Source organism: Streptomyces sp. NPDC051636 (genome assembly GCF_044453765.1).
In the GTDB taxonomy this organism is placed as follows: domain Bacteria; phylum Actinomycetota; class Actinomycetes; order Streptomycetales; family Streptomycetaceae; genus Streptomyces.
The window spans coordinates 92602-113988 of record NZ_JBITDA010000026.1 but is presented as its reverse complement, the minus strand read 5'-3'; the positions used below and the strand labels follow the sequence as shown (position 1 = coordinate 113988).

16 protein-coding genes are annotated in these 21387 nt (G+C 71.0%); 6 read left to right on the top strand and 10 right to left on the bottom strand.

All coding sequences use genetic code 11. From position 1 onward, the window contains the following. Window positions 1-23 precede the first annotated feature (23 nt). From ACIBBH_RS33795 to ACIBBH_RS33785, 3 genes are all read right to left on the bottom strand, one after another. Window positions 24-767: a tyrosine-type recombinase/integrase gene (locus ACIBBH_RS33795; RefSeq protein ID WP_399411273.1), complete on the bottom strand. Its 744-nt coding sequence runs from the start codon at window positions 765-767 to the stop codon at window positions 24-26. Between the two features lie 1463 nt (window positions 768-2230). After that, entirely contained in the window at window positions 2231-4951 is a 2721-nt protein-coding gene (gene ppdK / locus ACIBBH_RS33790; protein ID WP_399411271.1) for a pyruvate, phosphate dikinase, read from the bottom strand. 405 nt (window positions 4952-5356) lie between these two features. After that, complete coding sequence (locus tag ACIBBH_RS33785; protein ID WP_399411269.1) at window positions 5357-6559, bottom strand: ROK family protein; 1203 nt, start codon at window positions 6557-6559, stop codon at window positions 5357-5359. Between the two features lie 120 nt (window positions 6560-6679). Here ACIBBH_RS33785 and ACIBBH_RS33780 point away from each other — a divergent pair, with 120 nt between their 5' ends. The 3 genes from ACIBBH_RS33780 to ACIBBH_RS33770 all read left to right on the top strand — a co-directional run bounded on the left by ACIBBH_RS33780 (window position 6680) and on the right by ACIBBH_RS33770 (window position 12580). Beyond that, on the top strand, window positions 6680-8173 hold the full coding sequence (locus tag ACIBBH_RS33780; protein ID WP_399411267.1) for an MGH1-like glycoside hydrolase domain-containing protein: 1494 nt from the start codon (window positions 6680-6682) through the stop codon (window positions 8171-8173). Next, window positions 8170-10107 carry a glycogen debranching N-terminal domain-containing protein gene (locus ACIBBH_RS33775; protein ID WP_399411265.1) on the top strand — a complete coding sequence of 646 codons (1938 nt, stop codon included), beginning with the start codon at window positions 8170-8172 and terminating at the stop codon, window positions 10105-10107. Before ACIBBH_RS33780 ends, ACIBBH_RS33775 begins: the two co-directional genes overlap by 4 nt. 889 nt (window positions 10108-10996) lie before the next feature. After that, window positions 10997-12580, top strand: coding sequence for a CDP-alcohol phosphatidyltransferase (locus ACIBBH_RS33770; protein ID WP_399411305.1), 1584 nt, complete (start codon window positions 10997-10999; stop codon window positions 12578-12580). A gap of 12 nt (window positions 12581-12592) precedes the next feature. Here ACIBBH_RS33770 and dusB read toward each other — a convergent pair whose 3' ends face one another. After that, complete coding sequence (dusB, locus tag ACIBBH_RS33765) at window positions 12593-13732, bottom strand: tRNA dihydrouridine synthase DusB (RefSeq protein WP_399411263.1); 1140 nt, start codon at window positions 13730-13732, stop codon at window positions 12593-12595. A 96-nt stretch (window positions 13733-13828) separates the two neighbouring features. On the opposite strand from dusB, the gene ACIBBH_RS33760 reads away from it, so the two are divergent. Further along, window positions 13829-15274, top strand: a complete 1446-nt coding sequence (locus ACIBBH_RS33760) for an MFS transporter (protein ID WP_399411261.1) — start codon at window positions 13829-13831, stop codon at window positions 15272-15274. On the opposite strand, the gene ACIBBH_RS33755 is transcribed toward ACIBBH_RS33760, so the two are convergent. Next, complete coding sequence (locus tag ACIBBH_RS33755) at window positions 15223-16152, bottom strand: helix-turn-helix transcriptional regulator (protein WP_399411259.1); 930 nt, start codon at window positions 16150-16152, stop codon at window positions 15223-15225. The two genes, ACIBBH_RS33760 and ACIBBH_RS33755, sit on opposite strands and share 52 nt — an antisense overlap. A gap of 101 nt (window positions 16153-16253) precedes the next feature. Between ACIBBH_RS33755 and ACIBBH_RS33750 the strand changes: the two genes are divergently transcribed. Further along, on the top strand, window positions 16254-17681 hold the full coding sequence (locus tag ACIBBH_RS33750) for an MFS transporter (RefSeq protein ID WP_399411257.1): 1428 nt from the start codon (window positions 16254-16256) through the stop codon (window positions 17679-17681). 57 nt (window positions 17682-17738) lie between these two features. Here ACIBBH_RS33750 and ACIBBH_RS33745 read toward each other — a convergent pair whose 3' ends face one another. The 3 genes from ACIBBH_RS33745 to ACIBBH_RS33735 form a co-directional block, all read right to left on the bottom strand. Next, window positions 17739-17861 (bottom strand): hypothetical protein, encoded by a 123-nt coding sequence (locus tag ACIBBH_RS33745; RefSeq protein WP_399411255.1) that lies wholly within the window; start codon window positions 17859-17861, stop codon window positions 17739-17741. Then, window positions 17861-18301 carry a septal ring lytic transglycosylase RlpA family protein gene (locus tag ACIBBH_RS33740; protein ID WP_399411253.1) on the bottom strand — a complete coding sequence of 147 codons (441 nt, stop codon included), beginning with the start codon at window positions 18299-18301 and terminating at the stop codon, window positions 17861-17863. Before ACIBBH_RS33740 ends, ACIBBH_RS33745 begins: the two co-directional genes overlap by 1 nt. A gap of 99 nt (window positions 18302-18400) precedes the next feature. Further along, a complete protein-coding gene (locus tag ACIBBH_RS33735; protein WP_399411251.1) occupies window positions 18401-19132 on the bottom strand; it encodes a chitinase in 732 nt (243 codons plus the stop codon). A 267-nt stretch (window positions 19133-19399) separates the two neighbouring features. Between ACIBBH_RS33735 and ACIBBH_RS33730 the strand changes: the two genes are divergently transcribed. Beyond that, entirely contained in the window at window positions 19400-19624 is a 225-nt protein-coding gene (locus ACIBBH_RS33730; RefSeq protein WP_399411249.1) for a hypothetical protein, read from the top strand. Window positions 19625-19715: 91 nt separating this feature from the next. Here the strand turns inward: ACIBBH_RS33730 and ACIBBH_RS33725 are convergent, their stop codons facing one another. Together ACIBBH_RS33725 and ACIBBH_RS33720 are read right to left on the bottom strand one after the other, a co-directional pair. Then, window positions 19716-20309 carry a TetR family transcriptional regulator gene (locus ACIBBH_RS33725; protein ID WP_399411248.1) on the bottom strand — a complete coding sequence of 198 codons (594 nt, stop codon included), beginning with the start codon at window positions 20307-20309 and terminating at the stop codon, window positions 19716-19718. A gap of 22 nt (window positions 20310-20331) precedes the next feature. After that, complete coding sequence (locus ACIBBH_RS33720; RefSeq protein ID WP_399411246.1) at window positions 20332-21339, bottom strand: aldo/keto reductase; 1008 nt, start codon at window positions 21337-21339, stop codon at window positions 20332-20334. Window positions 21340-21387 lie beyond the last annotated feature (48 nt).

The following is a 21387-nucleotide window of genomic DNA, read 5'->3' as shown; positions in this document are numbered from 1 at the left end:
TACCGGGACGTCAGAGGGCACAGTCAGGGCACATCGCTCAGGACCGCCTCCATCATGTCGGCGGTTCGGTCCGCCTCCGCCTCCCACAGGTGGGTGTAGACGTTCAGCGTGATCGATGGCTCAGCGTGGCCAAGCCTCATCTGTACCTGCTTCGGTGTCGCCCCGTTCTTGATCAGGACCGAGGCGTAGAAGTGTCGCAGATCGTGAAGGGTCGTGTCCTCGGGGACACGGACCTTGCTGCCGGACTTCTTCAAGTAGGTGTTCGCCCGCTTGACGTTGCGGGCCCACACCTTCGCCCACCTGCCACGCCGGATCGCCCCACCGGTCGCGCTGGTGTAGAGCAAGCGAGCGTGGCGCCACACGGGCTTTCTCGGGTTCGTCCGATCCTCTATGTAGACGACCCGCGGCGGGAACTCCTCTCGATGCCGGGCGATCTCGCCTACGACCGAACGCCCTTGGGGAACAGACCGGTAGCTCTGCTTGGTCTTCGGCTCCCCGAGGTACGGCACCCCCTTGTCTGGACCGATCAGTTGCTGCTTGACGGTCACGGTCTCGGCAGGCTCTTCGTCCTCCAGCCCGAACAACTCGCCCTGCCGCAGACCCGTCGATGCAGCCTGCCGCACCAAGGCGCGGTACCGGGGAGATGCGGTCACGATCAGCGCCTTCACTGCCTCCGGGTGGAGCGGGTGAATCTCCGGACAGAAGACCTCGGGGGGCTTCAGCCCTTCCCACGGGTACTTCGGGATGATCCCCTCTTGATGGGCCATCTTCAGGATGCTGGTGCAGACGTTCCAGGGCGTCGCGAAGGTCGACGGAGCGATGACCGGGCCATGATCACTCGCGCCAAAGCAGCTCCGACGGGTCGCCTGACCTAGCGCCCACGCTCGTGGGCGGCTGGAGCGTCGGACCCAGTCGCGTCCAGCGTAGGCGGGGAGGGTTCGCAGCCCCAACATCCTCGGCGAGCTGATGTCGTAGTTCGCTGGCTAGGTCACGAATAGTCTGTGACTCGGTGACTGATAGCGGAGACTCTTCTCCGCTATCGCTCGCCGTAGGACGCGCCGCCTCCGCAAGCATGTTCTGCATTCGCATGTAAACATTCTTTGCAGCCGGAGTGAGGAACATTCCTCCCGCATCCTCGCCAAAATACCAATCATGGAAGTCTTGGCTGAACTGCAGCAAGTCCTGCCTCGTCGGATCTTCACCTGGCCGCCAGTATCGAGGCAGGCATTTAGAGATATGGAAAAGCTTTTGATAGCACGCCAACCTCTTGTCTCGCAGATTTGTGTCATATGAGTGCTCAAGTTCTAGTCGCATGTTTGATCGCGCCGTCAGGTAAGTGGCGATAGCCCCGGCCAAGACACCGAGAATCGCACCGAGAAGCCCGATGAGCGTCGTCAAAACACCCTCCTCTGAGTAGTTTCGCCGAGTGTCATCGTGCAAGGCCTCGCCGACGTTTCCGCTGGCGCGGCTTGCTCCGACGGACGTCGTCGGCCAGCCGGCTGAGGACCGGTGGAGCACTGTTCGAACCGCAGGTCGGTGCGGTCATCGTCCCCATAAGACCCGAGCTTCCCAAGCTGATGGCTTGCGCACCATCGTCATCGGCTGACCCGTTCGCGGGGGGTGCCGGACGAAACCGCAGCTCCGACTCCTTGGCCTGACGGCACTCTTGACGGCGACAGCAGCGGACGTTGCCGTACTAGGAGAACCAACCGCGCACCAGTCGGAGCAGGCGGAGAGACCTCAGCCCAGGCCAGTAGATCGTCCGGATGATCTCCTAAAGCGGTGCTCAACCAGCCGTGGACTATCCGCGGACTCGTCCACCCTCAACTGCCGCGTGCAGGGCCGTGACCTGCCGTGTTGCCCAGGTCCGAAGCGGCCTCCGGAGCCGTTGCAGTACAGCGGCGAAGTACAGCAACCCCTCCGACTGGCGCTAGCTGCGTGACCAGGCCGAACGGCGGGAGCGTCCTGTGGTAACGCGCGACAGGGGGCCCCAGCCGTGCCCGGAGGGCACAACGAGGGCACAACACCCTCGCGCGGGTTCAACGGCAACCAACGCCACCAAACGCTGTTCCGCCTGCTCAGCGACTTAGCTTGACAGTCTCCGCAGATGATGCACGAAGGGGCGGCACCCCCGCACAGGGTGCCGCCCCTTCTCTTTCGTGCGCCGGAGCCGCCGCCGATCGGTGAGGGTCGGGTGACAAGCGACGGCTCCGGGGTTCTCGGCAGCGGGTCAGCGGTGGTCGCTGCCCTCCGACTGGGTGGCCGCGCGGCCCGCTTCCAGGCGGGCGACCGGGATGCGGAACGGGGAGCAGGAGACGTAGTCGAGCCCGGCCTCGTGGAAGAAGTGGACCGACTCCGGGTCGCCGCCGTGCTCGCCGCAGACGCCGAGCTTCAGGTCGGGACGTGTTTCGCGGCCCGCCTTCGCCGCCGCCTTCACCAGGGAGCCGACGCCGTCCTTGTCGATCGTCTCGAAGGGGCTGACGCCGAAGATGCCCTTCTCCAGGTAGGCCGTGAAGAAGCTCGCCTCCACGTCGTCCCGGCTGAAGCCCCACACCGTCTGGGTGAGGTCGTTCGTGCCGAAGGAGAAGAACTCCGCCGCCTCGGCGATCTGACCGGCGGTCAGCGCGGCGCGCGGCAGCTCGATCATCGTGCCGATCGCCAGCTTCAGGCGAACGCCGGTGGCGGCCTCGACCTCGGCGATGACCTGGTCGGCCTCGTCGCGGACGATCTCCAGCTCCTGGACCGTGCCGACCAGCGGGATCATGATCTCGGCGCGCGGGTCGCCCTTGGCGTTCTTGCGCTCGGCCGCGGCCTCGGCGATGGCCCGGACCTGCATGGTGAACAGACCCGGGATGACCAGGCCGAGGCGTACGCCCCGAAGGCCCAGCATGGGGTTCTGCTCGTGCAGACGGTGGACCGCCTGGAGCAGGCGCAGTTCGTTCTCGTGCGGCTCCTGGCGGGACTCCGCCAGCGCCACGCGCACCGACAGCTCGGTGATGTCGGGCAGGAACTCGTGCAGCGGCGGGTCGAGGAGGCGGATGGTGACCGGCAGGCCGTCCATCGCCTCGAAGAGCTCGACGAAGTCCTTCTTCTGCAGCGGCAGGAGCTGCTTGAGGGACTCCTCGCGCTCGGCTTCGGTGTCGGCCAGGATCAGCCGCTCCACCAGCTCGCGGCGGTCGCCGAGGAACATGTGCTCCGTACGGCACAGGCCGATGCCCTGGGCGCCGAAGCGACGGGCGCGCAGCGCGTCCTCGGCGTTGTCGGCGTTGGCGCGCACGCGCAGGCGGCGCTTGCGGTCGGCGAAGGCCATGATGCGGTGGACCGCCTCGACCAGCTCGTCCGCGTCGTCGGCGCCGGCGTGCATCCGGCCCTCGAAGTACTCCACGACCGGGGACGGGACCACCGGGACCTCGCCCAGGTACACCTTGCCCGTCGAGCCGTCGATGGAGATGACGTCGCCCTCCTCGACGACGTGCCCGCCCGGGACCGTCATCCGGCGCCGCTTGGTGTCGACCTCCAGCTCCTCGGCGCCGCAGACACAGGTCTTGCCCATGCCGCGCGCCACGACGGCCGCGTGGGAGGTCTTGCCGCCGCGCGAGGTGAGGATGCCCTCGGCCGCGATCATGCCGTCCAGGTCGTCGGGGTTGGTCTCGCGGCGGACCAGGATGACCTTCTCGCCCGAGCGGGACCACTTGACGGCGGTGTAGGAGTCGAAGACCGCCTTGCCGACCGCCGCGCCCGGCGAGGCCGCGATGCCCCGGCCGACCTGCTCGGTCTTGGCGTGCTCGTCGAAGCGGGGGAACATCAGCTGGGCGAGCTGGGCGCCGTTGACGCGCTGGAGCGCCTCGGTCTCGTCGATCAGGCCCTGGTCCACCAGCTGGGTGGCGATGCGGAAGGCGGCACCGGCGGTGCGCTTGCCGACGCGGGTCTGCAGCATCCACAGCTGGCCGCGCTCGATGGTGAACTCGATGTCGCAGAGATCCTTGTAGTGGTTCTCCAGGGTCTCCATGATCTGCATGAGCTGGTCGTACGACTTCTTGTCGATGTTCTCCAGCTCGGCGAGCGGCACGGTGTTGCGGATGCCCGCGACCACGTCCTCGCCCTGCGCGTTCTGCAGGTAGTCGCCGTAGACGCCCTGGTGGCCGGAGGCGGGGTCGCGGGTGAAGGCGACGCCGGTGCCGGAGTCGGGGCCCAGGTTGCCGAAGACCATCGAGCAGACGTTGACGGCGGTGCCGAGGTCGTGCGGGATGCGCTCCTGGCGGCGGTAGAGCTTGGCGCGGTCGCCGTTCCAGGAGTCGAAGACCGCCTTGATGGCGAGGTCCATCTGCTCGCGCGGGTCCTGCGGGAAGTCCCGGCCGGCCTCGGTCTTGACGATCTTCTTGAACTTGGTGACCAGCTTCTTCAGGTCGGCCGCTTCGAGGTCCGTGTCGACGGTGACCTTCTTGGCCGCCTTGGCCGCCTCGAGGGCCTCCTCGAAGAGGTCGCCGTCGACGCCGAGGACGGTCTTGCCGAACATCTGGATGAGGCGCCGGTAGGAGTCCCAGGCGAAGCGCTCGTCGCCGGCCTGCTTGGCCAGGCCCTGCACCGATTTGTCGGAGAGGCCGATGTTCAGGACGGTGTCCATCATGCCGGGCATGGAGAACTTGGCGCCGGAGCGGACGGAGACGAGGAGGGGATTGTCGGCCTGGCCGAGCTTCTTGCCCATCTTCTGCTCGAGGGCGTCGAGGTGCGCACTCACCTCGTCACGCAGTGCCGCGGGCTCCTCGCCGCTGTCGAGGTAGACCTTGCAGGCCTCGGTGGTGATGGTGAAGCCCGGAGGGACGGGAAGGCCCAGGTTGGTCATCTCGGCGAGGTTGGCGCCCTTGCCACCGAGGAGATCCTTGAGGTCCTTGTTGCCCTCGGTGAAGTCGTAAACGAACTTCGCTACGTGGGGTTCTTTGTTTTCCGACACGGGTCTCGACTCCTTGAGGCCGCGGTGGCTGCCCTGACGGCGAGGAACATACCCAGATCGAAGGCTTCTGGGTACGTCTACTTGCGCGTCATACGCCCGTAACCACTCGTCCGCCAGTGGATCGAAAGTCAAGGCTTGGCAAGCAGAGAGGGGCTTGTGTTTTCACTACTTGAACTCACGAGCGCCCACAGGTGCAGTTTTGCGCTCAGATGAGCGAGTGGCGACACCTACGATTTCGATCGATGAACGATCACAGGGTGGCACCGAGTGCCACCCCTTGGAGAAGTGCAGTCGCGCAAGATCCGCTCATCTGAGCGCAACCCTTATCAAGGGTGGCGAGAATCACGCTGCCACACGGGCTCGGATTTCACCATGCGGACGGGGATCCGGACGGGAAACACGACGTCACACCCCCAGCGCCGACAGCCGCTCCTCCACCCGCTCCGGCGCGTACAGGTACTCCACGACCAGCGCCCCGGCCCCCACCAGCCCGGCCCGCTCCCCCAGCCGCGAGGTCACCACGTCCAGGTGGGCGGTGGAGCGCGGCAGCGCCCGCTGGTAGAGCAGCTCCCGTACGCCGGTGAGGAAGGGCGTGCCGGCCAGGTCCCCGGCGATCATCAGCACGCCGGGGTTGAGCAGCGTCACGACGGTCGCCAGGACGTCCCCGACCCGGCGCCCGGCCTCCCGGGCGAGCGCCGCCGCCTCCGGGTGCCCGGACGCCAGCAGGTCCCGCACGTCCGAGCCGCTGGCGGCCGGCACACCCGACTCGGCGAGCCGCCGGGCCACGGCACCCCCGCTGGCGACGGCGGCCAGACAGCCGTACGACCCGCACCGGCACAGCGCCTGAGCGCCCTCCGGCACCCGGATGTGCCCGATGTCCCCGGCGCCTCCGTCGATGCCCCGGTAGATCGAGCCGTCGACCACAACCCCGGCGCCGATCCCCGTCGAGACCTTGACCAGCACGAACGCCGAGCAGTCCGGGTGTCCGGTGCGCTGCTCGCCGTACGCCATGAGGTTGGCGTCGTTGTCGACGAGGACGGGGACGGGCGGGGCGCCGGTGTGCTCGGTGAGGGCGCGGGACAGGCGGCCCCTTATGTCGTAGCCGTCCCAGCCGGGCATGATCGGCGGCTGGACGACCCGGCCGGTCTCTCGGTCCACCGGGCCGGGGACGGCGAGGCCGATGCCGCAGACCTCCGCCGCCCGATGGCCGGCCTTCTCCAGCAGTTCGCCGAACCACCGGCCCAGCTCGCCCAGTACGGCGTCCGGGCCGTCGTCGACGGCCAGCGTGCCGGAGTGCTCGGCGAGTATCTCGCCGGTCAGCGTGAGGACGGCCGCACGGGCGTGCCGGGTGTCGAGGTCGGCGGCGAGGACGACGGCGTGGGCGTCGTCGAACTCCAGGGTGATCGAGGGGCGCCCGCCCAGCGGGGAGTCGACCGGACCCCCGGCACCCTCGCGCAGCCAGCCGGCCCGGAAGAGGCGGTCGAGTCGCTGGCCGACGGTGGCCCGGGACAAACCGGTCACCTGCTGGAGGGCACCGCGCGTGGTGGCACGCCCGGTGCGTACCAGTTCGAGCAGATCGCCGGCGCTCGCCTGACTCCGACCGCTCATGCGCACCCCCTTGTGTTTCTCAAGCTTGCATTACATATTGAGTTTTGCGTGTTAAATAGGCGTAACTCTACGGTAGCCACGGCCGAACCGATCGGCCGGACGTCTTTCGGGGAGCCCCGAGTGGATCGCACTGCCCAGCTCACCGCCCGCCGCGCCGCGCGTGCGATCGCATACGATCCGCCGCCCGCGGCCGGGTCGCTGCACGTCAGCGCCGCACGCGTGCTGGAGGGCAACTGGCGGGGCACGTCGACGGTGCCCTCGCGGAGCCTGTATCCGCACCAGTGGTCCTGGGACTCCGCGTTCATCGCGATCGGCCTCAGGCACGTCTCGCCGTTACGGGCGCAGACGGAGCTGGAGACGCTGCTGGCCGCCCAGTGGGGCGACGGGCGCGTCCCGCACATCGTCTTCAACCCCTCCGTCCCCCTCGACGCCTACTTCCCGAGCCCCGACTTCTGGCGCTCCTCGACCGCGGGGCGCGCTGCGGGCGCCCCGCGCACCGTACAGACCTCCGGCATCGTGCAGCCACCGGTGCACGCGCTGGCGGCCTGGCTGGTGCACCGCGCCGACCCGGGGCTGTCGCACGCGCGGGGCTTCCTGGCCCGGGTGTACCCGCGGCTGGCCGCCTGGCACCGCTATCTGCTGCACCGCCGCGACCTGGGCGGGGGCGGCCTGGCCGCCGTCGTGCATCCCTGGGAGCAGGGCATGGACAACAGCCCCTGCTGGGACGCCCCGCTCGCCCGGATCACGCCCGCCCCGGCCCGCTCCTTCCGCCGCGCCGACCTCGACCACGGCGCACCCGAGGACCGGCCGACGGACCTGGACTACGGGCGGTACGTGCGGCTGGCGACGGACTACCGGGACCGCGGATACGCCGACGGCACGGACGAAGGGGCGGCCCGCAGGGCCTCGGTCGAGGGCGGTGGTGGGAGACGGGAGGGCGAGTTCGCCGTCGAGGACCCCGCCTTCAACGCCCTGCTCGCCGCCTCCGAGCACGCGCTCGCCCGCATCGCGGAGGAACTGGGCGCGACCGGCACGGCCCGGCACGCGCGCGCGGAACGCCTGACGGCGGCGCTGGTAGAGCGGCTGTGGGACCCGGCGCAGGGCATGTTCTTCTGCCGGGACGTACGGGGCGGGAACCTGATCCCCGAACGCAGCGTCTCGGGCCTGATCCCGCTCCTCCTGCCCGGCCTGCCCCGCGACATCACCGCCGCACTGGTCGGCACGCTCACCGGCCCGCACTTCGGCCTGGGCGCCACCACCCGCCTCGTACCCAGCTACGACCTGCTCGGCGAGGCCTTCGACCCGCACCGCTACTGGCGCGGCCCGGCCTGGTTCAACACCGGCTGGCTGGTCGAGCGGGGCTTGCGCGCGCACGGCGAACGGGAGCGGGCCGACGCACTGCGGTCGGCGATCCTGCACACCGCCGAGGCGACCGGGTTCGCCGAGTACGTCGACCCGTACACCGGCGAGGCCTGCGGTGCGGCCGGCTTCAGCTGGACCGCCGCGCTCACGCTCGATCTGCTCCACGAGTCCCCCGGACACCCCGCACAGGGCGTGTCCCCGACGGGCCTCGGCACGTTCGACAGGAGTGACAAGGGAGGGGACCGGGGATGACGGACCGGCATCATCTGCTCGTGCACGGGGCGACCTTCGCCGCCGTGGGGGACCGGGGCGACATCAGCGGCGTCCGGGGCGGCGGCTCCCCGGACGGCTGGTTCGTCCGCGACGCCCGGCACCTCAGCCGCTGGCAGCTCACCGTCGACGGCGCGGTGCCCGAGGTGCTCACACCGGTCGCCGACGGGGACGGCGCGCGCTGCGTCCTGGTCCCGCGCGGTGGCCGGCAGGAACCGCCCGCGCACACCCTCTTCCGTGAACAGGCCGTCGGCGACAGCTCGTTCGTGGAGTCCCTCAGGGTGACCAGCAACCGCCCGGTGCCCACCACGGTCCGCCTGGCGATCACCGCCGACGCCGACTTCACCGACCAGTTCGAACTGCGCTCCGACCACCGCACGTACGCCAAGACCGGCGCCGTACGCTCCCGCCAGGTCCTGGACGACGGCCTGGAGTTCACCTACCGGCGCGGCGAGTGGCGGTCCTGTACGACCATCACGGCCGACCCCGTCCCCGACGGCGTGGAGGAGACGGGCACGGGCGCCCGCCGGCTGGTGTGGACCCTGGAGCTGGAACCGCACGACACGGTCGAGCTGGTGCTGCGGGTCATCGCCCGGCCGCACGGCGAGAAACGGGCCCTCAGGGTGCCGCGCTCCCCGGCCGCGCTGAACGAGCAACTCCTCGCGCTGGAAGGCGAGTTCGTGGAAGGTGTGGCCTTCCCGACCGGCTGGCCCGAGCTGGCGGCGGCCTGCGCGCGGGGCCTGGCCGACCTCGCGGCACTCCAGGTCCCGGCGACCGGACCGGACGGGGAGGAACTGCGCGTGCCGGCGGCGGGCGCGCCGTGGTTCCTGACTTTGCTGGGCAGGGACGCCCTGCTGACGTCGTTGTTCACCCTCCCCTACCGCCCCCGCCTGGCCGCCGCCACGCTCCCCGCGCTCGCCGCCACCCAGGCGACCGGGACCATCGCGGCCTCGGTGGCCCAGCCCGGCAAGATCGTGCACGAGGTACGGCACGGGGAGCTGGCGCACTTCGGACAGGTGCCGTACGGGCGGTACTACGGCTCGGTCGACGCGACCCCGCTGTTCCTCATCCTGCTCGGCGCGTACGTCGAACAGACCGGGGACGCGGCCCTCGCCCGCCACCTGGAGCCCAACGCCCGCGCGGCGATCGGCTGGATGCTCGACCACGGCGGGCTGACCTCCCGCGGCTACCTGGTCTACCGCGCCGACCGGGGCGGCCTCGCCAACCAGAACTGGAAGGACTCCCCCGGCGCCATCTGCTCGGCCGACGGCACCCGCCCGCACGGGCCGGTGATGGCGGCGGGGGCCCAGGGCTACGCGTACGACGCGCTGCGCCGCACGGCGTGGGTGGCGCGCACCGTGTGGGACGACGAGACCTACGCGGCCCTCCTGGAACAGGCCGCCGCCGATCTCCGGGACCGCTTCCAGCGGGACTTCTGGATGCCGGAGCACTCCTTCCCCGCCCTCGCGCTGGACGGGGAGGGCCGCCAGGTGGACGCGCTGGCCTCGGACGCGGGGCATCTGCTGTGGTCGGGGCTGCTGGACAAGGAGTACGGGGGGCTGGTCGGCCGCAGGCTCCTGGAACCGGACTTCTTCTCGGGCTGGGGCGTCCGCACGCTGGCGTCCGGGCAGCCGGCGTACCACCCCCTGTCGTACCACCGGGGCTCGGTCTGGCCGCACGACAACGCGCTGCTCACCCTGGGCCTGGCCCGCTACGGACTGCACGACGAGGCCCGCACGGTCGCCCACGCCCTGGTCGACGCGGCGACGGCCACGGGGCACCGGCTGCCGGAGGTCCTCGCGGGGTACGGCCGCGACACCCACGCCGAGCCCGTGCCCTACCCGCACGCGTGCGTCCGTGAGTCCCGCTCCGCGGCGGCCCCGTTGGCGCTGCTCACGGCGGTGGGCGGCGCCTAGGACCGGGCGTGGCGAGTGTTGACGAGCCGTTTGCCGGGTGTTTGCCCGGGGCCGTGAACAGGCACCGGAGGCGAACCGTACGGGATGACGGCGGGCCCCTGCCTCCCCGCGGGGCCCGCCACCGCCGTTCACGGGCCCGCACGGAAGGACCTCCGGGTTGCCTCAGCACACGAGCATTCGCCAGTCACCGGACACGGACGGCTCCGCCGTGCGGCCGGAAGTCGAGGAGCCCGGGGCCGGGATCGGGGACGCCGGGGTCGGCACGCGGGCCACGAGTCGCACCGAGGCCGCTGACGCCCCGTCCGGGGCGAGGTCCGGGCACGGGACCGCGGGGCCCACCGGCTCCAAGGCCGCGTCCGGGGCCGCCGACTCCGAAACCGCCCCCGCAGGCCCCGCCCGGGAGGCTGCGCTCGGGTCCGCCGCTGAAGCCACCGACGAGAAGCCCGCCCCGCCGGAAGCGGCCACCGGCCGGGGAACCACCGGCCGGACGCCCGCGCCCGAGGCCTCCGGCCGGGAATCCGCGGGCGGGACCGCCACCCCGGAGACGGCCCCCGAGGGCGGGTCCGGGACCGCCGCTCAGGCGAGCGCGGGGGAGGCACCCGGCCGGGAGACCGCACCCGGGCCCACGCTCCCCACGACCGCCCCCGCGGACGCAGCCGACGGAGAAGCCCCCGGGCCGGACACCGCCGACGACGCAGCCGGCCCCGAAGCGCCCGGCCCGGAGGCCGCCGGTCAGCCCCGTGCCCCCGAAATCACTCCCGCCCCCGCCCGCCGCGCCCGAAGTGGGCGGGCCCGGATCCGCCGGCGGCGGGAAGCCTGGCGGGCGGCGCACCCCACGGCGGCCGCCGTGCTGTCCGTCACCGTCACGGTGCTGGCCGCCGCGCTGGTGATGGCCGCGCTGTTGCTGCCGAACACCGTGGTCGCGCTGCGGCCGATGAAGTTCGCGCGGATACCGGCGGAGGCGATCATCGGGGCCGCCGTGATGCTGGCGCTGCCGCGCAGGCCCCGGATCGTGCTGGCCGCCGTCTCCGGGGTCGCGCTCGGGGCGATGACCGTGCTGAATTTCCTCGACATGGGCTTCAACCAGTACCTCGGCCGGGGCTTCAACCCCATCCTCGACTGGAGCCTGCTCGGTGACGCGCAGTCGTATCTGAACGACTCCTTCGGCAGGACGGCCACGCTCGCCGCCACCGTCGGCGTCGTCGTCCTCGTGCTGCTGCTGTTCCTGCTGCTGGCCCTGGCCACGGTCCGGCTGAGCAACCTCCTCGCCCGGAACACCGGCACGGCCACCCGGGGCACGCTGATCGCCGGCGTCGTGTGGATCACCTGCTCCTCCTTCGGCATCCAGATATCCGGCGTGCCGATCGCCTCCGACCGCACCGCCTCCGCCCTGAAGATCCAGGCGCATCAGGTCGTCAACACCCTGCACGACGAGGCGGAGTTCGCGAAGGTGGCCAAGGTCGACGCCTTCGGCAACACGCCGGGCGGCGAGCTGGTGCCCGACCTGCGCGGCAAGGACATGATCTTCACGTTCGTCGAGAGCTACGGCCGCAGCGCCATCGAGGATCCGATCATGGCGCCCGGCGTCGACCAGACGCTGGACGCCCGCACCAAGGCCCTGGCCAAGGCGGGCTTCCACGCCAAGAGCGGCTGGCTGACTTCGGCGACGTACGGCGGCAGCAGCTGGCTCGGCCACTCCACCACCATGTCCGGCCTGTGGATCAGCAACCAGCAGCGCTACCGAACCGTCATGGCCAGCGACCACCTCAGCCTGACCGAGGCGTTCAAGAAGACCGGCGCCTTCGACACGGTCGGTGTCATGCCGGGGGTGCAGAAGGGCTGGCCGGAGCAGAAGTTCTACGGCCTCGACAAGGTCTACAACGCCTTCCAGCTGGGCTACCAGGGCCCGAAGTTCAGCTGGTCGACCATGCCCGACCAGTACGCGCTCCAGCAGTACCAGGAGCGGGTGCACAGCAAGAAGCGCGTCGGCGGCAGGACGCTGATGTCGCTGCTCATCCTGACCTCCAGCCACCAGCCCTGGGCGCCCATCCCGAAGATGGTCGACTGGGACCAGCTCGGCGACGGCTCGGTCTTCGACAGCATCCAGGCGGCGGGCAACAAGCCGGCCGACGTCATCGCCGACACCACCAGGTCCCGGCAGGAGTACGGCAAGTCGATCCAGTACTCGGTGACCGCCCTCACCCAGTGGCTGGAGCGCTACGGCACCGACGACACCGTCCTGGTCTTCCTCGGGGACCACCAGCCCATCGCCCGGGTCAGCGGCAACCACGCCAGCCGTGACGTGCCGGTCTCCATAGTCGCCAAGGACCCGAAGGTGCTGGACAAGGTCGCCGACTGGAACTGGACGGACGGGCTGCGCCCCGCCCACGACGCCCCGGTGTGGAAGATGAGCTCCTTCCGGGACAGGTTCCTGACGGCGTACGGCTCGACCCCGCACCCCAAGAAGGGCTGACCCTCCCCGGGGTCAGCCCCCGGAGGTGTCCAGCTCCGCGTCCTCGCCGATTCCGGCGCAGTCGTACGGGTCCTTCAGCCAGCCGTCCGGCAGCACCACCCGGTTGTTGCCGGACGTACGGCCGCGGGGCCCGTCGGCGCCGGCGGGCCAGGGCTGGTCGAGGTCCAGTTCGTCCAGGCCGGCCCGCAGCTCCTGAAGCGAGGAGGTGATCGCGAGCCGCTTGCGCATCTCGGAGCCGACCGCGAAGCCCTTCAGGTACCAGGCGACGTGCTTGCGGAAGTCGACGACGCCCTTGGACTCGTCGCGGATCCACTCGCCGAGGAGGGTGGCGTGCCGGACCATGACGTCGGCCACCTCACGCAGGGTCGGGCGGGCAAAGGACGTACGCCCCTCGAAGGCCGCCACCAGGTCCGCGAACAGCCACGGGCGGCCGAGGCACCCACGCCCGACGACCACGCCGTCGCAGCCGGTCTCCCGCACCATCCGCAGCGCGTCCTCGGCCGACCAGATGTCGCCGTTGCCGAGCACGGGGATCTCCGGTACGTGCTCCTTCAGACGGGCGATGGCGTCCCAGTCCGCGGTGCCGCCGTAGTGCTGGGCGGCGGTGCGGCCGTGCAGGGCGATGGCCGTGACGCCCTCCTCGACGGCGATGCGGCCGGCGTCGAGGTAGGTGATGTGGTCGTCGTCGATGCCCTTGCGCATCTTCATCGTGACCGGGAGGTCCCCGGCGCCGCTGACGGCCTCGCGGAGGATCGCACGGAGCAGGTTGCGCTTGTACGGGAGGGCGGAGCCGCCGCCCTTCCTGGTCACCTTCGGGACCGGACAGCCGAAGTTGAGGTCGATGTGGTCGGCGAGGTCCTCCTCCGCGATCATGCGGACGGCCTTGCCGACGGTGGCCGGGTCGACGCCGTACAGCTGGATCGAGCGCGGCCTCTCGGTCGCGTCGAAGTGGATCAGTTGCATGGTCTTCTCGTTGCGCTCGACCAGCGCCCGGGTCGTGATCATCTCGCTCACGAACAGCCCCTTGCCACCGCTGAACTCCCGGCACAGCGTGCGGAAGGGCGCGTTGGTGATCCCCGCCATGGGGGCGAGCACGACGGGGGGCCGGACGGTGTGCGGGCCGATCCGCAGAGCAGACGTGGGCGTGGACATTCCCCTATTGTCACGCACGCGCGGGGATGGTCGGCGCGATAACATGGAACACTCATTAGTTAGAGGTACTATCGAAATCGGCGTACGATGGAGCCCATGCCCGAGCTCAGCCATCGCCGACGTCTGCTCGTGCTCGCGATCTGCTGCATGAGCCTGCTCCTCGTGAGCCTCGACGTCACCGCCCTGAACGTGGCCCTGCCCTCCATGCAGCGCGACCTGCGTGCCACCACGTCCGGCCTGCAGTGGACGATCGACGCCTACACGCTCGTCCTGGCCTCCCTGCTGATGCTAGCGGGCTCCACCGCCGACCGGGTCGGCCGCAAGAAGGTCTTCATGGTGGGCCTGATCGTGTTCACGTCCGGATCGCTGCTGTGCTCCCTCGCACCCAGCCTCGAGGCGCTGGTCGCCTTCCGCATGATCCAGGCGGTCGGCGGCTCGATGCTCAACCCGGTCGCCATGTCGATCATCACCAACACCTTCACCGGTGCGCGCGAACGCGCCCGCGCGATCGGCGTGTGGGGCGCGGTCGTCGGCATATCCATGGCCGCCGGGCCGCTGATCGGCGGTCTGCTGGTGGAGTCGGTCGGCTGGCGCTCGATCTTCTGGGTCAACCTGCCGGTCGGCCTGGCCGCGCTCCTGCTCACCCTGCGCTTCGTCCCCGAGTCCCGCGCCCCGCGGGCCCGCCGCCCCGACCCGGTCGGCCAGCTGCTGGTGATCGCCCTGTTCGGCTCCCTGACGTACGCGATCATCGAGGCGCCGGACTCCGGCCCGGGGACGGTGCTGCCCTTCGCCGTGGTCGCGTTCGTGGCGCTGCTCGGCCTGCTCCGGTACGAACCCCGGCGCGATGAACCCCTCATCGACCTGCGCTTCTTCCGCTCGGCTCCGTTCAGCGGGGCCACGGTGATCGCGATCAGCGCGTTCGCGGCGCTGGGCGGCTTCCTGTTCCTGTCGACGCTGTACCTGCAGAACGTACGCGGACTCGACGCCCTGCACGCCGGCCTGTGGATGCTGCCGATGGCCGTGCCGACGTTCCTGTGCGCCCCGCTGTCCGGACGGCTCGTCGGCAGCCGGGGGCCGCGGATTCCGCTGCTCGTCGCGGGGCTCGCGATGACCGTCAGCGCAGTGCTGTTCGCCGCGTTCGAGGCGGAGACGTCGAACGTCACGCTCGTCCTCGGCTACGTACTGTTCGGCATCGGCTTCGGCTTCGTGAACGCCCCGATCACCAACACGGCGGTGTCGGGGATGCCGCGGGCCCAGGCGGGGGTCGCGGCGGCCGTCGCCTCCACCAGCAGGCAGCTCGGGCAGACGCTGGGGGTTGCCGTGATCGGGGCGGTGCTGGCGTCCGGGATCGGCTCGTCCTCGTACCGGACCGCGTTCGTGTCGGCGGCCCGGCCCGGCTGGTGGATCCTCGCGGCCTGCGGGCTCGCGGTGTTCGTGCTCGGTGCGCTCACCAACGGCCGCTGGGCCCGCCGCACGGCCGAACACACCGCTCAGCGGCTGGAGTCGGCCGAGGTCCCGGAAGCGGCGGGCGTGACCAGCTGATCCTCCTGCGCGAGGGCGAGCGCGCAGAGCTTCTCCAGGCGCTCCCTGGTCTCCTCGTCCGACGGCGCGTACGTCACCATCCGCGCCCCGGCCTCCGGGGTCAGCCACAGGTCCGTGTGGTCCAGGGTGAGCAGGCCCACGTACGGGTTGCGGAACTGCTTGGTCTTGCTGCGGGCGCCGACCACCTCGTAACGCTCCCAGGTCTCGCGGAAGTCCGGGGACTCCGCCTCCAGGCGCTTGAGCAGCATCTTCCAGGCGGGCTCTCCGAGATGGCCCGCCATCGAGGCACGCAGCTTGGCGGCCATGAGGCGCTTGGTCTCCTCCAGGCGGACGATCGCCGACTGCCACTCGGCGTTCGTGTACACCAGGAGCATGCAGTTGCGGTCCTCCGGCGGTACGGCGTCGAGGTCGCCCATGAGGCGGGCGTAGGTGCGGTTGTAGGCGAGGATGTCGTACCGGCTGTTCTGGATGCAGGCCGGTACGGGTTCCAGGCGGCGCAGCAGTTCGCGCAGGGCCGGGGTCATACTCGAGCAGAGCGCGGCGGGCGTGGGGTCGGTGGAGCCGGCCAGCTGGAAGAGGTGGGCGCGTTCGCTGGCGTCCAGCATGAGGGTGCGGGCGAGTGCGTCGAGGACCTGCACGGAGACCTGGATGTCGCGGGCCTGTTCGAGCCAGGTGTACCAGGTGACGCCGACTGCGGAGAGCTGGGCGACCTCCTCGCGGCGCAGTCCGGGCGTGCGGCGGCGGGTTCCGCGGGGCAGCCCCACCTGCTCCGGGGCGATCCGCTCGCGGCGGCTGCGCAGGAAGGCGGCGAGCTCGTGGCGCCTGATCTCCGAACCCCGGGCCGGCAGGGCGGTGTTCTCCTGGACCGTGGTCGTCATGCCCTCAGCCTGCCGCCTCGCGGACCCTGTTGCCAGGTAGTCCTGCTACCAGGATAAGAAGACTCTGGTACCAGTCTGGGCCTGGGCCCAGGCTCGGGACCATGACCGAAACCGCCACGACGCCCACCGTCCGCTCTCCCGCGGCACCACCGGTGCTCGGCCCGCTGGGGCTGTTCACCGTCCTGCTGGCCGCCTCGCTGCCTCTCGTCGACTTCTTCATCGTCAACGTCGCCCTGCCCACCATCGGTACCGACCTGCACGCGGGCGAGGCCGTGCTGGAACTGGTCGTCGCCGGTTACGGGTTGGCGTACGCCGTCCTGCTCGTCCTCGGCGGCCGGCTCGGCGACCTGTTCGGCCGCCGCCGGCTCTTCCTGGGCGGTATGGCCGCCTTCGGCGTGACCTCGCTGGCGTGCGGACTCGCGCCCAGCGCCTGGAGCCTGGTCGCGGCGCGGGTCGCGCAGGGCGCCGCGTCCGCGGCGACGCTGCCGCAGGTGCTGGCCACCATCCAGTCGGCGACCTCGGGGACGCGCCGCGCCAAGGCGATGGGCCTGTACGGCGCGACGGCAGGCCTGTCCATGGTGGCCGGCCAGATCCTCGGCGGGGTCCTGGTCGCCGCCGACATCGCGGGCACCGGCTGGCGCGCGGTGTTCCTGGTGAACGTTCCGGTGGTGATCGTCGGGCTGATACTGGCCGCCCGCGCCGTGCCGGAGACCCGCTCCCAGCACCCGGAGCCGGTGGACGGGCCGGGGACCGTGCTGCTCGCCGTGTCGTTGCTCGCCCTGCTGGCGCCGCTGACCGAGGGCCGTGCGGCGGGCTGGCCGCTGTGGACGTGGGTGTCGCTGGCCGCGTTCCCGGGCGTGGCGGCCGCGTTCTACGCGGTGGAGCGCCGGGCGGACCGGCAGGGCCGTACGCCGCTGGTGCCGCCGAGCCTGTTCGCGCTGGAGTCGCTCAGGCGCGGGCTGGTGATGATCGTGCCGTTCTCCATCGGTTTCAGCGGCTTCATGTTCGTGATCGCGGTGGCGCTGCAGCGGGGCGCGGGGCTGGGTTCGGTCGCGGCGGGACTGGCGCTCGCTCCCATGGCCGTGGTGTTCTTCTTCGTCTCGCTCGCCGGGCCGCGGCTGGTCGCCCGGTTCGGCACCCGGGTGGTGACCGCCGGCGCGCTGATCCAGGGCATCGGCGTGGGGCTGATGGCGCTGGCCGCCTGGCGTTCCTGGCCGGACCTCGGCTTCGCCGGACTGCTCCCCGGAGCGGCGCTCGCCGGGGCGGGTCAGGCCCTCCAACTCCCCATCATCTTCCGGGTGGTGCTCTCCGAGGTGCAGCCCGCCCGGGCCGGCGTGGGCAGCGGCGTGATGATGACCACCCAGCAGTCGGCGCTGGCGCTCGGCGTGGCCGCCCTCGGCACGCTCTTCCTCTCCCTGATCCCCGGCCTGGGCATGCGGGACGCCCTGGTGACGACGCTCCTGGTGCAGCTGGCCGGGGTGGCCCTGACCGGGCTGCTCAGCCTGCGGCTGCCGCGCACGATCGGCTGACCGGCTGTCCGGCACCCCGGCCGGACAGCCGGTTCGGTCATCACTCCCCGAGGTCCCTCAGAGGTCGCTGATGACGGCGCCGGCTCCGGCGACCGGTGCCGCCTGCGCGGCGGAGGAGAGGGCCGCGGCACCGCACCCGGCGTGCAGCGCCGCGAGCCCCGAGGCCTTCTTCCGCGGCATCAGCCCACCACCTGCTGCGTGACGACGATGTGGCCCTGGTCGGGGTTGAGGATCCCGCCGAGCCGGCTGAAGGCCCCGTCGGTCAGGTCGAGGCACTTGGGCGACTGCGGGGTCTGCTGGAAGGTGCCGCGGTCGTTGATGCGGACGACCAGGGACGCGCCGCTGGCGACGTTCGTGACCTTCACCCTGGTGCCGAACGGCAGTTGCGGGTTGCGGGTCAGGGAGGTCGCCGCGGTGTCGGCGCTGTTGTCGAAGACCTCGCCGCTGGCGGTCAGGGCGCCGGGCGGCACGGGGCCGTAGTGCGTCGCCCAGCACTGGTCGTCGGCGGCCCCCTTCACGGCAGGGGCGGCACCGGCCGAACCCGTGGGCGCCAGCACCACGAGCGCGCCGAGCGCGGTGGCCCCGACGGCCACGCGGACGAAGGATATTGCACGAGTCATCGCTCTTGTCGCCTCTCTTGGACGTCGTCCGGGATGACGGACGGAGGATCAGGAACGCACGTGGGACGTGGAGTTCAGCCCGCCGCCCGGGTGCTTGGTTCAGCAGGACACCTTGGTGCCCGGGGTCACGCCGAGGATCTGTGCGAACTGCCGGTGGAGGCTGATCCGGTCCTGCACCTCTGCGGGGTCGCGGCCGTCGCATTCGACGGCGCCGTCGATGCTGCGGATGGTCTCGCCGAACCCGGCGCCGGACACCATCGCCTGATGGGGTGTCATCGTCCCGGGACCGGTCTGGGTGTTCCAGTACCACAGCGCTGTCTTCCAGGAGACCTGGCCGTCGGTCGCCACCAGTTCGGGGTGGTGCAGCAGGTCGGCGCCCAGCGCGTCGCCGGCCGCCTTGTAGTTGAAGTTCCAGCTGATCCGGAGGGGGCCGCGGCCGTAGTACGCCGCCTGCCCGGCCGGGCAGCCGTAATGGCGGGAAGTGTCGCAGTACGTCGGCCAGTTGGCCGTGTTCTGCTCCCTGATGTAGCGCAGACCGCCGGTCTCGTGGCTGACGTCGGCCAGGAAGGCCGCCGCCTCCAGCTTCCGGTCCCGGTCGTTGCCGGTGTGCGCGAAGGCGGGGTAGGCGTCCATCGCGTCGACCAGCGCGTCGTACGTGTAGAAGGCGTTCTTGTCCGGGAACATCTGCTGGAACTGGGCCCGGCTCACCACGAAGCCGGTCGCGGAGGCGGTGGCGGTGGGCAGGACGGCGGCCAGGGTGGCCGCCGCTATGGCCGCGGCGGCCACGAAGAGACGGCGACGGGGCGGGGCAACGTTGTCAGCGGCGCCCATACCGGCTGATCTTGATTTGATCATGACAATTGGTGGGCTTCCAGGAAGACTCGGGGGAATCCGGACGGTGCGGCGAATCGTGAGAAGGCGCCCCTGAGAGCGCTCCCACATGCCGACGGCCTCATATGACAGCGACAGGACGCCGGCCTGTCAATGGTCTGCACCAAGGCACCGAGCACTTCCGGTCATCGGCCGCGGGACACAGCTTGGCCAACTCGCCGGGAAGAGATGCCCGTTGATGTTGGTCTTGCTGCACACTCCTTGACCATGCCGCCGAAAGAGCAGACCAACGCGCGCCACACGAGCAAGGTCAGCCGCTGGGACCAGCACGGCCGGGAGCATGTCGTCCGGGTGCGGCGTACGGGCATCCAGCGCACGATCAGATGCGACACCTGCGGCTGGCGGAAGGGCGCGCAGTTCCTGCCCTGGCTGAAGGCCGAGGAACATCTGGCCGAGGCGCATCAGGCGACGGTGGATCCCACGGCGGCGTGAGCGGCCCGGCGGGTGCGGTGATGTCCGGTCCGATGACTTTCCGGCGCCGCGGGAGTGGTGGTCCCACGACTGCGACCGCCACCACCGGGTCCTAACCGCGCCGTAGGCCGCGCACCAGCAGGTCCACCAGCGCCGCGAAGTCGTCCTCCACCCCGGGCAGCTTCCACTCCGGGGCGTAGCACGGGTCGTGGAAGCGGCCGGTGGCCTGGAAGACGGCGCGGGCGGCGGTGGCGGGGCCGGGGGTGGTGAAGACGCCCGCGCCGACGCCCGCCTCGATGATCCGGGTCAGCTGGCCGGTCAGGTCGGTGATGTGCTCGGCGACCGCCGCGCCGCTCTCGTCGACCAGCACCATGTACGTGGCGAACAGCTCGGGGTCGTCGCCCGCCTTGCTGCGCTTGGCCTCGAACAGGGCCCCGAGCCACGCGCGCAGCCGGGACTCCGGGTCGCGGTCCCCGTCGGCGGCTATCCCGGACAGGACCTCCGACGTGCGGTCCAGCCACCGCTTCGTCACCGCCTCCCGAAGCGCCGCCTTCGTACGGAAGTGGCGGTAGACGCTGCCATGGCTGACACCGAGCGCCCGGGCCACGTCCACCACGGTCGCCTTGGCCGGTCCGTGGCGGCGCAGCACCTCCTCGGTGGTCTCGAGGATGCGCTCGGCGGTCAGGGCTTCGGTGGTCGGAGACATGACCCAGACCGTACCCCGCTCCCTACTTGCTGCCGAGGTGGCTCATCTGCGCGGCCGGGTAGCGGTCGCCCGCCGCCGCGCCCGCCGGGACGGCCTCCTCGATGGCCGCGAGGTCGGCCGCCTCCAGCGTGACGTCGAGCGCGCCCAGCGACTCGGCCAGCCGCTCCCTGGTGCGGGCGCCGACCAGCGGCACGATGTCCTCGCCCCGCGAGAGCACCCAGGCGATGGCGATCTGCGCGACGCTGACGCCCTTCTGCTCGGCGATCTTCCGCAGCGCCTCGACGAGGGTCAGGTTGTGCCGGAGGTTCTCGCCCTGGAAGCGGGGCGAGTGCGCCCGGAAGTCGTTCGCGGCGAGCTCCCGGTCGGCGGTGAAGTGGCCGGAGATCAGGCCGCGGGAGAGGACGCCGTACGCCGTGATGCCGATGCCCAGCTCGCGCGTGGCCGGCAGGACCTCGTCCTCGATGCCGCGGGAGATGAGCGAGTACTCGATCTGCAGGTCCGAGATCGGCGCGGTGGCCGCGGCCCGGCGGATGGTGTCGGCGCCGGCCTCGCTCAGGCCGATGTGCCGGACGTACCCCTTCTCGACCAGCTCGGCGATCGCGCCGACGGTCTCCTCGATCGGCACGTCCGGGTCGACGCGGGCGATCCGGTAGACGTCGATGTGGTCGACGCCGAGGCGCTGGAGGGAGTAGGCGGCAAAGTTCTTCACGGCGGCCGGGCGGCCGTCGTAGCCGGCCCAGTTGCCGTCCGGGTCGCGCAGCGCGCCGAACTTCACGCTGGTCAGCGCCTGTTCGCGGCGGGCGGCGGGGGCGGCGCGCAGGGCCTCGCCGATCAGCGTCTCGTTGTGGCCCATGGCGTAGAAGTCGCCGGTGTCGAGCAGGGTGACGCCGGCCTCGAGGGCGGCGTGGACGGTTGCGACGGACTCGGCCCGGTCCGCGTCACCGTACAGCGCGGACATGCCCATGCAGCCGAGGCCGAGGGCGGAGACGTGGAGGCCGGTGGTACCGAGGGATCGGGTGTGCATCGCCATGCCCTCACCCTGACATGACAGCTGACAGATTTCAATATCTGTCAGCTG

Coding starts and splice junctions, on each gene's coding strand:
- ACIBBH_RS33725 (WP_399411248.1), bottom strand. CDS start 20,309: ATGTCTCCGACCACCGAAGCCCTGACCGCCGAGCGCATCCTCGAGACC.
- ACIBBH_RS33750 (WP_399411257.1), top strand. CDS start 16,254: ATGACCGAAACCGCCACGACGCCCACCGTCCGCTCTCCCGCGGCACCA.
- dusB (WP_399411263.1), bottom strand. CDS start 13,732: ATGTCCACGCCCACGTCTGCTCTGCGGATCGGCCCGCACACCGTCCGG.
- ACIBBH_RS33760 (WP_399411261.1), top strand. CDS start 13,829: ATGCCCGAGCTCAGCCATCGCCGACGTCTGCTCGTGCTCGCGATCTGC.
- ACIBBH_RS33795 (WP_399411273.1), bottom strand. CDS start 767: ATGGCCCATCAAGAGGGGATCATCCCGAAGTACCCGTGGGAAGGGCTG.
- ACIBBH_RS33770 (WP_399411305.1), top strand. CDS start 10,997: ATGGCCGCGCTGTTGCTGCCGAACACCGTGGTCGCGCTGCGGCCGATG.
- ACIBBH_RS33735 (WP_399411251.1), bottom strand. CDS start 19,132: ATGGGCGCCGCTGACAACGTTGCCCCGCCCCGTCGCCGTCTCTTCGTG.
- ACIBBH_RS33755 (WP_399411259.1), bottom strand. CDS start 16,152: ATGACGACCACGGTCCAGGAGAACACCGCCCTGCCGGCCCGGGGTTCG.
- ACIBBH_RS33775 (WP_399411265.1), top strand. CDS start 8,170: ATGACGGACCGGCATCATCTGCTCGTGCACGGGGCGACCTTCGCCGCC.
- ACIBBH_RS33745 (WP_399411255.1), bottom strand. CDS start 17,861: ATGCCGCGGAAGAAGGCCTCGGGGCTCGCGGCGCTGCACGCCGGGTGC.
- ACIBBH_RS33730 (WP_399411249.1), top strand. CDS start 19,400: ATGCCGCCGAAAGAGCAGACCAACGCGCGCCACACGAGCAAGGTCAGC.
- ACIBBH_RS33785 (WP_399411269.1), bottom strand. CDS start 6,559: ATGAGCGGTCGGAGTCAGGCGAGCGCCGGCGATCTGCTCGAACTGGTA.
- ACIBBH_RS33720 (WP_399411246.1), bottom strand. CDS start 21,339: ATGGCGATGCACACCCGATCCCTCGGTACCACCGGCCTCCACGTCTCC.
- ACIBBH_RS33740 (WP_399411253.1), bottom strand. CDS start 18,301: ATGACTCGTGCAATATCCTTCGTCCGCGTGGCCGTCGGGGCCACCGCG.